General features: G+C 63.4%; 17 protein-coding genes. 1 reads left to right on the forward strand and 16 read right to left on the reverse strand.

Annotation, left to right across the window (positions count from 1 at the left end; genetic code table 11):
• Positions 1 to 3: 3 nt before the first annotated feature.
• From phnE to phnG, 10 genes are all read right to left on the reverse strand, one after another.
• Positions 4 to 963, reverse strand: coding sequence for a phosphonate ABC transporter, permease protein PhnE (gene phnE, locus AC245Y_RS22850; RefSeq protein ID WP_012759686.1), 960 nt, complete (start codon positions 961 to 963; stop codon positions 4 to 6).
• A 128-nt stretch (positions 964 to 1,091) separates the two neighbouring features.
• Positions 1,092 to 1,997 (reverse strand): phosphonate ABC transporter substrate-binding protein, encoded by a 906-nt coding sequence (gene phnD / locus AC245Y_RS22855; protein WP_017995685.1) that lies wholly within the window; start codon positions 1,995 to 1,997, stop codon positions 1,092 to 1,094.
• 86 nt (positions 1,998 to 2,083) lie between these two features.
• Entirely contained in the window at positions 2,084 to 2,929 is an 846-nt protein-coding gene (phnC, locus tag AC245Y_RS22860) for a phosphonate ABC transporter ATP-binding protein (protein ID WP_032996508.1), read from the reverse strand.
• A gap of 117 nt (positions 2,930 to 3,046) precedes the next feature.
• Positions 3,047 to 3,664 carry a DapH/DapD/GlmU-related protein gene (locus AC245Y_RS22865; RefSeq protein ID WP_017995687.1) on the reverse strand — a complete coding sequence of 206 codons (618 nt, stop codon included), beginning with the start codon at positions 3,662 to 3,664 and terminating at the stop codon, positions 3,047 to 3,049.
• A complete protein-coding gene (phnL, locus tag AC245Y_RS22870; RefSeq protein ID WP_003544411.1) occupies positions 3,661 to 4,368 on the reverse strand; it encodes a phosphonate C-P lyase system protein PhnL in 708 nt (235 codons plus the stop codon). The genes AC245Y_RS22865 and phnL overlap by 4 nt, the downstream gene beginning before the upstream one ends.
• A 26-nt stretch (positions 4,369 to 4,394) precedes the next feature.
• Positions 4,395 to 5,171 carry a phosphonate C-P lyase system protein PhnK gene (gene phnK, locus AC245Y_RS22875; RefSeq protein WP_003544413.1) on the reverse strand — a complete coding sequence of 259 codons (777 nt, stop codon included), beginning with the start codon at positions 5,169 to 5,171 and terminating at the stop codon, positions 4,395 to 4,397.
• Positions 5,168 to 6,043 carry an alpha-D-ribose 1-methylphosphonate 5-phosphate C-P-lyase PhnJ gene (locus tag AC245Y_RS22880; protein WP_012759691.1) on the reverse strand — a complete coding sequence of 292 codons (876 nt, stop codon included), beginning with the start codon at positions 6,041 to 6,043 and terminating at the stop codon, positions 5,168 to 5,170. Before AC245Y_RS22880 ends, phnK begins: the two co-directional genes overlap by 4 nt.
• Entirely contained in the window at positions 6,040 to 7,146 is a 1,107-nt protein-coding gene (locus AC245Y_RS22885) for a carbon-phosphorus lyase complex subunit (protein ID WP_017995688.1), read from the reverse strand. Before AC245Y_RS22885 ends, AC245Y_RS22880 begins: the two co-directional genes overlap by 4 nt.
• Before the next feature lie 4 nt (positions 7,147 to 7,150).
• Positions 7,151 to 7,759 carry a phosphonate C-P lyase system protein PhnH gene (gene phnH / locus AC245Y_RS22890; protein ID WP_017995689.1) on the reverse strand — a complete coding sequence of 203 codons (609 nt, stop codon included), beginning with the start codon at positions 7,757 to 7,759 and terminating at the stop codon, positions 7,151 to 7,153.
• A complete protein-coding gene (phnG, locus tag AC245Y_RS22895; protein WP_017995690.1) occupies positions 7,759 to 8,235 on the reverse strand; it encodes a phosphonate C-P lyase system protein PhnG in 477 nt (158 codons plus the stop codon). Before phnG ends, phnH begins: the two co-directional genes overlap by 1 nt.
• 118 nt (positions 8,236 to 8,353) lie before the next feature.
• Between phnG and phnF the strand changes: the two genes are divergently transcribed.
• Positions 8,354 to 9,091 carry a phosphonate metabolism transcriptional regulator PhnF gene (gene phnF / locus AC245Y_RS22900; RefSeq protein WP_017995691.1) on the forward strand — a complete coding sequence of 246 codons (738 nt, stop codon included), beginning with the start codon at positions 8,354 to 8,356 and terminating at the stop codon, positions 9,089 to 9,091.
• 39 nt (positions 9,092 to 9,130) lie between these two features.
• Here the strand turns inward: phnF and AC245Y_RS22905 are convergent, their stop codons facing one another.
• The 6 genes from AC245Y_RS22905 to mepA all read right to left on the reverse strand — a co-directional run bounded on the left by AC245Y_RS22905 (position 9,131) and on the right by mepA (position 15,193).
• Positions 9,131 to 9,766 (reverse strand): 2,3-bisphosphoglycerate-dependent phosphoglycerate mutase, encoded by a 636-nt coding sequence (locus AC245Y_RS22905; RefSeq protein WP_012759696.1) that lies wholly within the window; start codon positions 9,764 to 9,766, stop codon positions 9,131 to 9,133.
• A 21-nt stretch (positions 9,767 to 9,787) separates the two neighbouring features.
• Positions 9,788 to 10,612 (reverse strand): 4-hydroxy-tetrahydrodipicolinate reductase, encoded by an 825-nt coding sequence (gene dapB, locus AC245Y_RS22910; protein ID WP_017995692.1) that lies wholly within the window; start codon positions 10,610 to 10,612, stop codon positions 9,788 to 9,790.
• Between the two features lie 15 nt (positions 10,613 to 10,627).
• Entirely contained in the window at positions 10,628 to 12,415 is a 1,788-nt protein-coding gene (locus AC245Y_RS22915) for an ABC transporter ATP-binding protein (protein WP_017995693.1), read from the reverse strand.
• 150 nt (positions 12,416 to 12,565) lie between these two features.
• Positions 12,566 to 13,591 (reverse strand): glucokinase, encoded by a 1,026-nt coding sequence (locus AC245Y_RS22920; RefSeq protein WP_017995694.1) that lies wholly within the window; start codon positions 13,589 to 13,591, stop codon positions 12,566 to 12,568.
• A 17-nt stretch (positions 13,592 to 13,608) separates the two neighbouring features.
• Positions 13,609 to 13,989, reverse strand: a complete 381-nt coding sequence (locus AC245Y_RS22925) for a methylglyoxal synthase (protein WP_017995695.1) — start codon at positions 13,987 to 13,989, stop codon at positions 13,609 to 13,611.
• Positions 13,990 to 14,116: 127 nt separating this feature from the next.
• A complete protein-coding gene (gene mepA, locus AC245Y_RS22930) occupies positions 14,117 to 15,193 on the reverse strand; it encodes a penicillin-insensitive murein endopeptidase (RefSeq protein WP_017995696.1) in 1,077 nt (358 codons plus the stop codon).
• Positions 15,194 to 15,462 lie beyond the last annotated feature (269 nt).

Here is a 15,462-nt window from a genome sequence, read left to right on the forward strand (position 1 = left end):
GCCTCAATGTTGCAGGAGGAAGGCGTGCTCGCCGACAAGGCGGCGGCGCAGCCATGCGGAGAACTGGTCGACGGCGACGATCGTCACGAACAGCAGGAGAACGAGCGCCACCGTCTTGGCGCCGAAGCCGCGCGAAATCGAAAGCTTCAGCTCCTCGCCGATGCCGCCGCCGCCGACGGCGCCGATGATGGTCGAGGCGCGCACGTTGATCTCAAGGCGCAGCAGCGCATAGGAGGTGAAATTCGGCAACACCTGCGGCAGGGCGGCAAAGCGGATACGCTCCCACCAGTTGGCGCCGACGGCCTTCATGCCCTCATGCGGCTTCATGTCGATATTCTCGGCCACTTCGTAGAAGAGTTTTCCGAGCGCGCCGATCGTGTGCAGGGTGATGGCGATGATGGCGGCGACCGGCCCGATCGACAGGATCGCCGAAAACAGCCCGGCAATGACGATTTCCGGGAAGGCGCGCAGGAATTCCATCAGCCGCTTGGTGACGATGCGCAGCGGCCATGAATTTGTCAGGTTGCGAGCGGCAAAGAAGCTCAAGGGGACGGCAAAGACGAAGGCGATGATGGTCGAAATCAACGCGACGTTGATCGTGACGATCATTAGCTCGAAATATTCGGGAATGTAGAAGGCGCCCCAGACATAGACGCGGCCCCTGTCGAAATTGAATTCCTCGCCGCCCTTGTCGTTGACGCTCGCTATATCAAACAGCGCGCGCCAGACGTCGTGCCAATCCTTGGGGATGAGCCAGCTCAGGAAGTCGAAGAGATGCGGCAGGCGGTCGAAGAAATGGCCGGCATTGCTCTCATCGGCGAAGCGGACAGAGCTGACGAAAGCCGCAATCAGGATAACCAGGCCGAGAACGGTATAGAAGCGGCGCTTGGCGACCATCCGGTCCCAGGCGGTGCCGATCTCCTTGGTGCTCTGCATCTGCGGCTGTGTATTGGCAATAGTCATCAACGCCTCGCCTACTGCGCAATTCAAAGTGCTTCAGCGTCCTTTGCGGCTCTCGAAAGGACGCGCACAGTTCTAGTCACAAGATAAAGGGCGGCCGTTTCCGGCCGCCCTGCATTCGAAAAACCCCATCAGCCGCCGATGGCAGCTTTGCGGACGTCGACGACGGCATTGTAGAAGTCGTGCTTGACGGGGGCGTAACCCTTGTAGTCGCCGCCTTCGACAGCGGCGAAGCACTTGTGGTCCTTTTCCGGCAGAGCCGTGAAGAAGGCTGCAAGCTTCGTCTGCCACTCTTCGCCGAGAGCGTTGCGAACGACGAGCGGGCCGTTCGGGATCAGCGGCGAACGCCATACTTCGACCAGCTTGTTCGGATCGACGGCGCCCTTGTCGACTTCCTTGCGGAAGGTACCGGAGGTGTAGCCGTCCTTGAAGTCGCCGATGCCGGAGCTATCGTCGACGGCAATGTCGACCTTGCCGTCATAGGCAGCGAGAAGGTTGTTCTCGTGGCCGCCGTTGAACTGGGTCGAGGCGAAGAACTTGTCGTTCGGCATGCCCGTGTCCTTCGGGATCTGCGTCAGCGGAACGAGGTAACCGGAGGTGGAATCAGGATCGGCGTAGCCGAGCTTCTTGCCCTTGGCGTCCTTGATGGACTTGATGCCGGAGGACTTCAGAGCGAGGCCGATCGAGTAATAGCCCGTCGAGCCGTCCTTCTGCTGCGTCGTCAGGATCGGCGTGACAGCCTTCGGCTCCTTGATGTAGACGGCGGCATAGCCGGAGGCGCCGAGTTCGGCGAAGTCGAGCGTGCCACCGAGCAGGCCCTGGATCACGCCGTCATAGTCGGCGGCCGGGAAGAGCGAAACCTTCTCGAAGCCGAATTCCTGTTCCAGGTGGTCGGCAAGGCAGGCATAGTTGCGCAGGCGGTCGGTTTCGTTTTCGCCGCCGAGGATGCCGATGCGGAATTCCTTGAGGTCTGCAGCGTGGGCAGCGCCGGCGAGCGCGAAGAGCGCCGTTGCCGCAAAGAGTGCTTTCTTCAACATGTTCTCTCCTATTGACCGGTGTCCCCGGCCTTCCCGTTACGAAGAAGTGTGCCCTTGACGCGGGCGCTCGATCGCGGCTGCCTCTCTCAGAGGCCGGCCAGCGCCAGCGGCTGTGTGCCGGCGGATTGATTGTCTGCCCGCTCAGGGGCGATATTGATTGATGTCGAGGTCACCGTTTCATCGATGCCGGCGCCGTCCTTGTCCGTCCCGTAGATCTCCTTCACCGCTTCGGCGGTCAGTTCCGCGGGCTTGCCGTCGAAGACGACGCGGCCGCCGGCCATGCCGACGATGCGCTCACAATAGTTGCGGGCGGTGTCGAGCGTGTGAAGGTTGGTGATGACGGTGATGCCCTCGCGCTCGTTGATGTCGCGCAACGCATCCATGACGATCTTGGCGTTCAGCGGGTCGAGAGAGGCGATCGGCTCGTCGGCGAGAACCATTTTCGGGTTCTGCAACAGCGCCCGGGCGATCGCCACGCGCTGCTGCTGGCCGCCGGAAAGCGTGCCGGCTGCCTGCAGCGCCGTCTGCTCGATGCCGAGACGTTCGAGTGCCGCGATGGCATGCACACGTTCCTCGCGGGTGAAGATGTTGAGCAGGCTCATCAGCGTCGAGCGGTGGTTGAGGCGGCCGAGCATGACATTGGTGAGAACGTCGAGGCGCGGCACCAGGTTGAACTGCTGGAAGATCATCGCGCAGTCGCGCTGCCAGTTGCGCAACGCCTGGCCGCGAAGCCCGGAGACCTCGACACCGGCGAAATGAACGGAGCCGGAGCTCGGCTCCTGAAGGCGATTGATCATGCGCAGCAGCGTCGACTTGCCGGCGCCGGAGCGGCCGATGATGCCGACCATCTGGCCCTGGGGAATGGCGAGCGTGACGGAATCGACGGCGAGCTTTTTTCCGAAACGACGTGTGACATTCTTCAGCTCGAACATCATGCTCTTCCCTTGCGATCCAGGCTTTGGTCAGCATCGCATTAGTCCCGCTTGATGAACCTCGCATGTCGTTTTTGTGTAAGTCCTGTCACAATTCTCCGCCCCTATATCGGGGGTTTAACCGTGGTAACGGGACAGGAAATCTTCCGCGTTCAGGTTGCGGAAATCCTGGAGTGCCTGGCGCAGCCGGTCGTGCTCCCAGTCCCACCACGCAAGCCTGTCCATCCGTTCGCCGACCTCTCTTGGAAAGCGCTCGCGGATGAGTTTGGCCGGTACGCCGCCGACGATCGCATAGGGCGCGACGTCCTTAGACACGACGGCGCCGGCTCCGATCACCGCGCCGTTGCCGACGTTGACGCCGGGCAGGATCGTCGCCCCGTGGCCTATCCAGACGTCGTTGCCGATCGTCACGCGGTTTGCCCGCCGCCAGGCGAAGAAGTCCGTCTCCATGTCGCCGTCCGGCCAGTAGTCGGCGGCGCGATAGGTAAAATGATGCAGCGTCGCGCGCCAGGTCGGACGGTTGGTGGCGTTGATGCGCACGGCGGCGGCGATATTGACGAATTTGCCGATCGTCGCACACCAGACGGAACCATCCTGCATGATGTAGGAATAGTCGCCGAACGTGGCCTCGCTGATGCGGCAGCGTTCGGAAACCTCGGTATAGCGCCCGAAGGTGGAATCGCTGACGGTTGCCGTCTCATGAAAATAGGGCTCGATACCCAGCTTGCGGCTCATGCGGCGATCTTTCTGGGTGAGAATTGCTGGACGTCGAGGATGCGGTCGGCGACGGCTTCGCGCACTTCTTCGTCGTGGAAGATGCCGAGAAGGGCCACACCCGCCTTCTTCTTTTCCGCGATCATGCCGACGACGACGGCGCGGTTCCTGGCGTCGAGCGAGGCTGTGGGTTCGTCGAGAAGCAGGATCGTATGCTCAGTGATGAAACCGCGCGCGATGTTGACGCGTTGCTGCTCGCCGCCGGAGAAGGTGGCGGGCGGAAGCTGCCAGAGCGTTTCCGGCAGATTGAGCCTGGCGAGCAGGGCGCCCGCCTTTTCCCGTGCCGTGACGGCGTCCTCACCGCGTGCCACCAGCGGTTCGGCAACCACGTCGATCGCCGCGACGCGCGGCACGGTGCGCAGGAACTGGCTGACATAGCCGAGCGTATTGCGGCGGACGTTGAGCACGGTGCGCGGATCGGTGGAGGCGAGATCGACGATGCGTCCGTCGTGGCGGATGAGGATCTGGCCGGTGTCGACGGCATAATTGCCGTAGATCATCTTGAGCAGCGAGCTCTTGCCGATGCCCGATGGGCCACCGAGCACGACGCATTCGCCCGATGCGACCGAGAAGGCGACATCGGAGACGACGGGCAACTTGATGCCATCGCGCAGATGCATGGTGAAGCTCTTCGAGACTTCGGAAACGACGAGGGGCGTTGCCATGATTTCTTCTTCCTTGGTTTTGGGCCTCAGACTTGCAGGATCGAGGAGACGAGCAGCTGCGTATAGGGTTCGCGCGGGTCGTCGAGCACGCGGTCGGTGAGCCCGTGTTCGATGACGTAGCCGTCCTTCATCACCATCATCCGGTGCGAAAGCAGGCGGGCGACGGCGAGATCGTGGGTGACGATGATGGCCGAGAGGCCGAGATCGTTGACGAGGCCGCGCACGAGATCGAGCAGGCGCGCCTGCACCGAGACGTCGAGGCCGCCGGTCGGCTCGTCCATGAAGACGAGGCGCGGGCCGGTGACGAGGTTGCGGGCGATCTGCAATCGCTGGCGCATGCCGCCGGAAAAGGCGCGCGGCTGGTCGTCGATGCGGTCGGCGTCGATCTCGACGCGTTCGAGCCAGTCGATCGCTGAAGCGCGGATCTTGCCGTAATGCCGGTCGCCGATCGCCATCAACCGTTCGCCGACATTGGCGCCGGCAGAAACGGTCATGCGCAGGCCGTCTGCCGGGTTCTGATGCACGAAGCCCCAGTCGGTGCGCATCAGGAAACGTCGCTCGGCCTCGTTCATGCGGTAGAGATCGCGGTAGCTGCCGTCGCGCATGTGATATTCGACGCTGCCGGTGCTCGGCAGCAGCCGGGTGGAGAGGCAGTTGAGCAGCGTCGTCTTACCGGAGCCGGACTCGCCGACGATGGCGAGCACTTCGCCGGGCCAGAGCTCGAAGGAGACGTCGCGGCAGCCGATGCGGTTGCCGTAGAATTTTGAAACGTCGTGAACTTTGAGAAGCGGGGTATCACTCATTCTGCAGCCTCCCGGGCCAGCATCTCGCCGGCATGTCCGTGCGCGCGGCGGTCTTCGCAATGATCGGTGTCGGAGCAGACGAACATCCGCCCGCCCTTGTCGTCGAGAACCACCTCGTCGAGATAGACTTCCTCCGCACCGCAAAGGGCGCAGGGTTTATCGAAACGCTGGATATCGAAGGGATAATCCTCGAAATCCAGGCTGACGACGTCGGTATAGGGCGGAACCGCATAGATGCGTTTCTCGCGCCCGGCGCCGAAGAGCTGCAGCGCATCCGACATATGCATCTTCGGATTGTCGAATTTCGGCGTCGGCGACGGGTCCATGACATAGCGGCCGTGGACCTTCACCGGATAGGCGTAAGTCCGTGAGATGCGGCCGTTATGGGCGATATCCTCGTACAGCTTCACATGCATGAGGCCGTATTCTTCGAGAGCGTGCATCTTGCGCGTCTCGGTTTCGCGCGGCTCGAGGAAGCGCAGCGGCTCGGGGATCGGCACCTGGTAGACGAGCACCTGCCCGACCCCGAGCTTTTCTTCGGGAATGCGGTGGCGCGTCTGGATGATCGTCGCATCCTTGGTATGCGTCGTCACCGCGACATTGGCGACCTTCTGGAAGAAGGCGCGGATGGAAACGGCGTTGGTCGTGTCGTCGGCGCCCTGGTCGATGACCTTCAGCACGTCATCGGGTCCGATGATCGAGGCCGTCACCTGCACGCCGCCGGTGCCCCAGCCATAGGGCATCGGCATTTCGCGCGAGGCGAAGGGCACCTGGTAACCCGGAATGGCGATCGCCTTCAGGATGGCGCGGCGGATCATCCGCTTGGTCTGTTCGTCGAGATAGGCGAAGTTGTAGCTGGCCAGATCGGTCATTCGGCGGCTTCCTTCATGTCTTCGCCACCGTTGCGGGCGGCTTCGAATTCGCGGCGCATACGGCGGACGAGATCGAGTTCGGCCTGGAAGTCCACATAATGCGGAAGCTTCAGGTGCTCGACGAAGCCCGTCGCCTGGACGTTGTCGGAGTGTGAGATGACGAATTCCTCATCCTGTGCCGGTGCGGTGATATCCTCGCCGAGCTCTTCGGCGCGAAGCGCCCGGTCGACCAGCGACATCGCCATCGCCTTGCGCTCGCTCTGGCCGAAGACCAGGCCGTAGCCGCGGGTGAATTGCGGCGGCGCCTTGGCCGAACCCTTGAACTGGTTGACCATCTGGCATTCGGTGATCTGGATCGTGCCGAGCGAGACGGCGAAACCGAGTTCCGGCACGTCGAATTCCACCTCGACGTCGCCAATGCGGATTTCACCGGTAAAGGGGTGATTACGGCCGTAGCCGCGCTGGGTGGAATAACCGAGCGCCAGCAGGAAGCCCTCGTCGCCGCGGGCAAGCGCCTGCAGGCGCAGATCCCGGGTCATCGGAAATTCCATCGGCTCGCGGGTCAGGTCGCCGATCTCGTGATCTTCCGGCATGTCGCCGTCGGCCTCGATCAGGCCTTCCTCGCCGAGGATTTCGGAGACGCGCATGACGCGGCCGGTCTCGGCGGCGCGCTGAGCGGGCGTCTCGACCGCCTCGTCCGAAAGCAGCGAGGGATCGAGCAGGCGGTGGGTATAGTCGAAGGTGGGCCCAAGAAGCTGGCCGCCCGGCAGATCCTTGTAGGTCGCCGAGATGCGGCGTTCGATCGTCATATCAGCGGTGTCGAGCGGCTTCGAATAGCCGAAACGCGGCAGCGTCGTGCGGTAGGCGCGCAGCAGGAAGATCGCCTCGATCATGTCGCCGCGTGATTGGCGGATGGCGAGGGCTGCGAGTGTGCGGTCGAAAAGCGAAGCCTCGGCCATGACGCGGTCGACGGCGAGCGCCAGCTGCGCCACGATCTGTTCGATGCCGATCGCCGGTAGCGCACGGTCGCCGCGGCGGCGGTCGGCGAGCAGGCGATGGGCATTGGTGATGGCAGCCTCGCCACCCTTGACGGCAACATACATGAGCTCAGATCTCCGTTGCTGTGATCTTGGTGGTGCGCGGCAGGCAGAGGAAACGTTTGCCCGCCGTCAGCACGATGTCGACGCCGCGCGGGAAGAGCGCACGGTTCTCGGTCCAGAGCCGCAGGAAGGTCTCCGGCAGGCCGATAGGCGCGATCTCCGTCACGCTCTGGATGCCTGGGCCTATCAGCGCCAGCCTGCGGCCGCCTTCGAGTTCGGCGAGTTCGATGATGAGGGTCGTCGAGCGGTCGGGATATTCCTGCGTGCCTGATGCAAAGAGACCGAAGGAGGAAAGGGCGGTGCCGGCCTCGGTGAAGGCAAAACGCGCCTCGGCCTTTTCGCTAGTCAACGACGCGCCGGTGTGGAAGCCGAGCCACTCCGGCACAGCGGATCTCGCCAGTCCCTGGGAAAGCCAGACGGGCGTGTCGTGGTCGCAAAGCGTCAGCGCGATCGTGCCGGCGGCGATGCCAAGCGGTGCCGGCGGAGCGACATCGGGCTGAACGGTCTGGATCGTGCCGGGGCGGGCCATACCGTCCATCAGCATCTTGAAGACGCTTTGGGCATGAAAGACCGGCTCGGCAAAGCCGCCGGTCAGAGCTTCTGTCTTCAGACCCATCAGTTGTCTCCCCGCACCATGGTGAAGAAATCGACGCGGGTTGCCGCCGTCTCGTCCGCCTTGCGGCGTTCGGCATCGGCGATCCGCTCAGTGATCGGCAAAAGCAGGGCCTGTTCGACGAAGTCCTTCGTCGCTTCCTCCTGCCAGAGCGCGTCGAAGATCGCCGCAAGCCTGGCCTTTTCGCGGTCGGTGCCGAGCGCCTGCGCATGGCCGACCGAGCCGGAGCCAAGCCGGACCGTCGCCCGCGTCACGGTCACTTCGCCGAGATTGAAGGGAGCGCCGCCGCCGCCGATGCGTCCGCGCACCATCACCAGCCCGGTCTCCGGTCCGCGCACCTGATGGACTACAGGCTTTTCCGGCAGCGCATCGAAGACCGCTGAGAGTTCGCTGCGCTCCGCACGCGCCAGCAGATCGGCGGCGCGTTTGCGCCCGGATGCCGTCTGTGACGCAGGGGCTTTGCTGTCCGCTGATATCATCGCCGCTTCCCTTTAAATGTCTATTGATATAGACAACTATACAAGATACATTTAGCTCTAAATCGATGTCGTGACAAGCGTGTGACATCGTCGGCGTGAAATAGCGGGTAGGGGTGGAATGGCGGGATTGAAGCAGGTGCAAAGGCAAACCGGCGTGGCGCTATGGCGCCAGATCGCCGATCGGATTCGCGAGGCGATCAGCAGCGGGACCTATGACGAAACGGGAATGGTGCCGCCGGAAACCATGCTGGCGCTGCAATTTGGCGTCAACCGGCATACGGTGCGCAGCGCGCTGGCGGCGCTGGCGCAGGAAGGTATCGTCCGTGCGGTACAGGGTCGCGGCACCCTGATCGAGCGCAAGGAGCGGCTGAATTTCCCGATCACGCGGCGCACGCGTTTCACCGCCGGCATCGGCGATCAGGCGCGTGAAATGCGCGGCCTTCTGCTCGATGAGGCAAAGGAGGAAGCGAGTGCCGAGATCGCCCGCTGGCTGGGCCTGAAGCAAGGAGATCAGGTGATCCGCCTGGAAACGCTGCGCCAGGCAGACAAGCGGCCGGTTTCAAGGGCGACGAGCTGGTTTCCCGCCGAACGCTTTGCCGGTATCGGTGCGGCTTACCGGACGGCGGAATCGATCACCAAGGCTTTCGCCGAACTCGGCCTGCCGGATTATGTCCGGGCGACGACCGAAGTGACGGCCGCCCATGCGAGTGCAGCCGATATGGCCGACCTCGAACTCACTCCCGGCGCGATCCTGCTGATCGCCAAGGCGATGAATACCGATCTTGAAGGTGTGCCGGTGCAATATTCGATCAGCCGCTTCGCGGCCGACCGGGTACAGTTCACCATCGAGAATTGAGCGCCTTTCCCCGCCGAAGCGGGGAAAGATCAGCTGAGATCAATGTGCGCCGGACATGTCGCCGAGCACTTCCTTGGAAGCGACGGTGGAATCCGCCTTCAGCGTGTAGACCATGGGCACGCCGGTGGCGAGATTGAGGGCGAGCACGCCTTCTTTGCTCAGCTTGTCGAGCACCATCACCAGCGAGCGCAGCGAATTGCCGTGTGCGGCAACCAGCACCTTTTCGCCTCTGAGGACGCGCGGCAGGATTTCGGTGAGGTAGTAGGGCCAGACGCGGGCGCCGGTGTCGCGCAGGCTTTCACCGCCGGGAGGCGGCACGTCATAGGAACGGCGCCAGATATGCACCTGTTCCTCGCCCCACTTGGCGCGTGCATCATCCTTGTTGAGGCCGGAGAGGTCGCCGTAGTCGCGCTCGTTCAGCGCCTGGTCTCGGATCGTCTGGAGATCGGGCTGGCCGACCTTGTCGAGGATGAGCTTCAGCGTGTGCTGCGCGCGCACCAGCACCGAGGTATAGGCGACGTCGAATTTAATCCCGTATTCGGCGAGCGCAGCCCCGCCTGCATTAGCTTCCTGGACGCCGAGCTCGGTCAGATCGGGATCCTTCCAGCCGGTGAAGAGATTCTTCAGGTTCCAGTCACTCTGGCCGTGGCGAACGAGGACGAGGGTACCGCTCATGAATATGCCTCCGTAGTATCGTTATGAGGAAGAAAGCCCGAGCACGTCGAGCATGGAATAGAGACCCGGCTTCTTGTCGCGTGCCCAAAGGGCCGCCTTGATGGCGCCACGCGCGAAGATAGAGCGGTCGGCCGCACTGTGCGATAGGGTGACGATTTCACCTTCGCCGGCAAAAAGCACGGAATGCTCGCCGATGACGGAGCCGCCGCGCAGCGTCGCAAAGCCGATCGTGCCCGCTTCACGGGCGCCGGTATGGCCGTCGCGCACCCGGACCGACTTCGCGGCCAGATCGATGCTGCGCCCCTTTGCCGCGGCCTCGCCGAACAGAAGGGCGGTGCCGGAAGGCGCATCCACCTTGTGCTTGTGGTGCATTTCCAGGATCTCGATATCCCAGTCATCAGGATCGAGCGCACGCGCTGCCTGCTCTGCGAGCACGCTGAGCAGATTGACCCCGAGGCTCATATTGCCCGACTTGACGATGCGGGCATGGCGGGCCGCTGCGGCGATCTTGGCATTGTCGTCGGGTAAACAGCCCGTCGTGCCAATGACATGGACGATGCGGGCCTGCGCGGCGAGGCCTGAGAATTCTACTGTTGCAGCGGGCGAGGTGAAGTCGAGCACGCCTTCGGCATCGAGAAAGGCATTGAGCGGATCGTCGCCGATGATGACGCCGGTCGGGCCGAGACCGGCGATCTCGCCGGCATCCTTGCCGACGAAGGGCGAGCCGGCACGCTCGACCGCGGCATGTAGCGTGACACGTTCGATGGAATGGATGAGCCGGATCAGCGTCTGCCCCATGCGTCCGGCTGCGCCAACTACCACCAGTTTCATCGCAGCATCGCTCATGTCAGTCTCGCCAGGTCAGTTTGAATCGGAGGCCGAAGGCCTCTGCAGATTGTTGAGGCGAGCGTAAAGACCGTCGCTGACCTTCGCAAGCGTCTCGTGATTGCCTTCCTCGACGACGCGGCCCTGCTGCATGACGACGATCTTGTCGGCGCGCACCACGGTCGAAAGCCGGTGGGCGATGACGACGACGGTGCGTCCGCTCATCGCTTCGTCGAGCGCCTTCTGCACGGCTGCTTCGGATTCGGTGTCGAGGGCCGAGGTCGCCTCGTCGAGAAGCAGGATCGGCGCATTGCGCACCAGGGCGCGTGCGATCGACAGCCGCTGGCGCTGGCCGCCGGAAAGCGTCACGCCGTTTTCGCCGACCGCCGTCTCGTAACCCTGCGGCTGTGCTGAGATGAAGTCATGCGCATAGGCAAGCCGCGCCGCTTCTTCCACCTCGGCATCGGTCGCTTCCGACCGGCCATAGCGGATATTGTCGCGGATCGTGCCCTCGAACAGGTAGGGCTGCTGCGAGACATAGGCGAGCTGCTGGCGCAGCGACTTCTTGGTGATGTGGGCGATGTCCTGCCCGTCGATGAGGATCTCGCCCTCGCGCGGATCGTAGAAGCGCGGAATGAGGCTGATGACGGTGGATTTGCCGGCGCCGGAGGGACCGACAAGTGCGGTGGTCGCACCGCCCTCGGCGATGAAACTGACGCCGCTGAGCACGCTCTCATTGCCGTAGGCGAAGGACACATTGCGGAATTCGATCCTTGCCTGCGTCACCGTCAGCGGCCGGGCATCCGGCAGGTCGCGCTGGCGCGGTTCCATGTCGAGCAATTCATAGATCATCCGCGCATTGACGACGGCGCGCTCCATCTGCACCTGCAGGCGGGCAAGCCGGCGGGCCGGATCATAGGCAAGCAGCAGCGCCGTGACGAAGGAGAAGAAGGCGCCTGGCGGCACATTGTTATAGATCGAGCGGTAGGCGGCATAGGCAAGCACGCTGGCGACGGCAAAGCCCGCGAAACTTTCCGTCAGAGGAGAAGTGCGTTCGGAAAGCCGGGCAATCCGGTTCGCCCGGCTTTCGGCGCCCTTGATGAGTTTGTTGACCTTGCCTTCCAGTTCTTCTTCCATCGTGAAGGCTTTCACGATGGCGATACCCTGGATCGTTTCCTGCATGGCGCCGAGAACGTGGCTGTTCAGATGCACGGCCTCGCGCGTCGCCGAGCGCAGCCGCTTGGAAACATAACGCAGCGCATAAAGCAGCGGCGGGGCCATGATGAACACGGCAAGGCTGAGCAGCGGATCCTGGAGGATCATCACGGCGAGCAGCGAAACGAAGGTCAGCAGGTCGCGCACTGTCGAGGTGATCGTCAGGTTGAGCACGTCGCGGATGCCGCTGACGTTCTGGCTCACCTGCGCGGCGATATGGGCAGAGCGCGCCTCGCTGAAGAAGCCGACCGAAAGCGTCATCAGATGCGCATAGAGCCGGCGCTGGTAGCGGGCGACGATATCGTTGCCGACCTTGGACAGCGCCACCGCCTGACCGTAGCTCGCAAAACCGCGCAGCACGAAGGCGATGAAGATCGAAAGACAGATGATCCAGACGACGTCGGCGCGCCGATTGGCGAAGGCCTCGTCGATGATCGCTCGCATGATCCAGGCGGTGAACGCCGTCGAAAGCGCCACCACGATGAGGCAGGCGATCGCAAAGACATAGCCCCACAGATGGTCGCGGCCGTTTTCAGCGATGATGCGCTTCAGGATGCCGGTTACGGTATCGCTGCTGACGCTCTGCGTTCTGCTTTCCGCCGCTTCCAAAAATGAGGTTTCCTGTCTCGGACCAAGCGCCCCGCGAAGGCGACGCGCACATTTGCCGGGGTCTATAAAGAGTTGGGAGCGGTTTGGCTAGAGCGCCGCGCGCCCGGATAGGACGCGCCAAGGACGCTCTATTTGCTTTGCGTGCCGGGCCTAACGGCGCCAGCGGCGGCCCTCGGTCGAGACGCCGAAATTCGCCGGCATGCGCGCATAGGAGGAAAGCCCAGCGAGCGCTGCCAGCGGATGCGTCACCACATAGGTCGGGATGGTGCGAAGCAGCGCCGTATGCGGTGCCTTGTCCTCGAAGGCGATGCGGAATTCCGGTCTCTTTAGCGCCGGGATGATCTTCTGCGAGATGCCGCCGGAGAGATAGACTCCGCCGCGCGCCATGAACACCATCGCCATGTCGCCCGCCACGCGGCCGAGATAGGTGGCAAACAGCGAGACAGTCTCGATGGCCGCCTTGTCGCTGCCGGCAAGCGCGTGCGAGGTGATGTCGGCCGGATCCTTCATCGTCGGCTGGATGCCGTCGACAATGCAGATGGCATGGTAGAGGTTGACGAGGCCGCGGCCGCAGAGGATCTGCTCGGCCGAAACGCGGCCTTCGATCGTCTCGATATGCGGGAAGATGTCATAGTCGCGCTTACTGCGCGGTCCGAGATCGACATGGCCGCCTTCGCCGGGAACCGGGATCCAGCTGTGCTGGGCATGCACGAGCCCGCCGACGCCGAGGCCGGTGCCGGGTCCGAGCACGACGCGGGAGGCGATCATGTCGCCGGTGGCGTCGCCGATGCGCTCGCGGTTTTCATCCGAAAGCGCGGCGATCGCCAGCGCCTGCGCCTCGAAATCGTTGACGACGAGCACATCCTCTATGCCGAGGCCCTCGATCATCGTCTTCGGCCGCACCACCCAGTCGCAATTGGTCAGCGGGATCTCGTCGTCGCTGATCGGGCCGGCGACGGCGAGGATCGCCGAGCGCGGCTGCACGGCGGTCTTGTCGAGAACGCCTTGCTGGATCGCTTCGTCGATCGTGGCGAAATCCGCCGTGCGCACGTTCGGAAACTGCTTCGGCTCGGCATAGGCATCGCTCAGGACGGAGAAGCGGGCATTCGTGCCGCCGATATCGCCGATCAGGATCGGGAAAGGCATCGGAGCGGTGCTGTTGTTCAGTTTTGGCATGGCCGGTTCCGTGCTGATCAGGCTTCGAGTGTGGGAAGAAGTTTTATAGCGGTCGCGTGGTTGAGCGCCATCGGAATATCATAGACGATCGCCAGCCGCATCAGCGCCTTCACGTCGACATCGTGCGGCATCGGCGTCAAAGGGTCGACGAAGAAGATCAGGGCGTCGACCTCGCCGGTCGAAATCAAGGCGCCGATCTGCTGGTCGCCGCCGTGCGGCCCGCTTTTCAGCCTGGTGACGTTGAGGTCGGGGGCAGCGTCGAGCACGCGCCCGCCGGTGGTGCCGGTGGCGACGATCTTCCAACGGGAGAGAACGTCCCTGTGGGCGCGGGCGAAATCCGCCATATCGTCTTTCTTCTGGTCATGCGCAATCAATGCAAGGCATTTGCCGCCGGCCATCAACCTCTCCGCCCGAACAATTCAATCGATTTGACCGCTTTATACCAAGAATTTCCGATTTGAAAGACAGCGCATTCGGGGTCTCCGTCCCCGGGTTTGGTCTGAAGGCGCGGTCCCATGACCTCGATCATTGTATCGCCGGCTTGTCGTTCGGAACCGGGCCGACATCGGGCAGAGCGCCATCGGCGTCGGCGGCAGGCGCTGCGGCCGGCGCGGCGGTGAGTGCGCTGGCGGCGGAAGGTCCGCCATAGGTGGCGGCCTGCATCGAGGCGGCGGAAGTAGCATCGAGCACGGCGGCGCAGGCCTTGGGCAGGTCGGAGACCATCATCTCGCGCGGCGGCTGCGGCGGCTTGGCGCCGGGCTTCGGCGGTTTCGGCGGTGCCCAGGGCGCCGGCGTGAACCACCAGGCGAGTGACTTGTCGCAGCCGTCGCCGGCAACGACCGGGGCCTGCGGCGTGCATCCCTTGGCTCCTGGCGGGCACTTGATGCGGATGTGGAAATGCGAGTCATGGCCATATTCCGGCCGGAGCTTGCCAAGATTGGTGCGGTCGCCGGTCCACGTATCGCACATCTTCTTCTTGATCGCCGGATTGACGAAGATACGCTCCACCTCGGGATAGCTTGCCGCCAGCATCAGCAGCCGCGCGTGCGACTGCGTCCACACCTTGGGGTCGACGGTCAGGAACTTGCCCTTCTGCAGCATGGTGGTGAAGGGCAGATCCTGGCGCTCCTCGGCCGTCATGCGGCGCGTGGGCATCGGCGTAAACCAGATGTCGGCATCAAGACCGATCTGGTGCGAGGCATGGCCGTTCAGCATCGGCCCACCACGCGGCTGCGCAATGTCGCCGACGAGAATGCCCGGCCAGCCGGCATATTTGACCCCGTCCTCAGAAAGACGTTCGAGCAGCGCGATCATCGCCGGATTGCCCCAGCGGCGATTGCGCGAAAGTCGCATCGCCTGCCAGGTCGGCCCATCGGTCGGCAGCGCCACCGCACCCGTCATGCAGCCCTTTGCGTAAAAACCGATCGGCTGTGCCGGTCCCTGCGTCGGCAGGCCGACGGCGCCGAATTGCCCCTTGGCGCTGCCCGGGCTCGGCGTCTTCTGCTGGGCGCCGACGTCGTCGGCGGCAAGGCTTGCGCCGATTGCGCCGGCAAGCGTCAGTTTGCCGAATGTCCTGAAAGCCTGAGCGAAGCCGAAAGCCATACTGTTCCCTTGAACCGCTGCCGAAGTGATTTGCGATCGAACCTATCGTGAAAAGCAATTTAGGTGAATCGATGTTTTGGCTGGCGGTGCGGGCAAGCGGTGGTGGCGGATTGCCGCATCGTCGGTGCCGCCGCCTACGATCCCTCGTCGACGAGTTGCGCCGCATGTTGCGAAGGCGGCTCGCAGAGGCGACGCCGTGAAAGGTCCCGATGGCTCAAAATTGCGCGCGCCCGGCAAAAGCCAAACTCTCTCCTGTTTTTCGCCGGTAT

This window comes from Rhizobium sp. SRDI943, assembly GCF_057653695.1.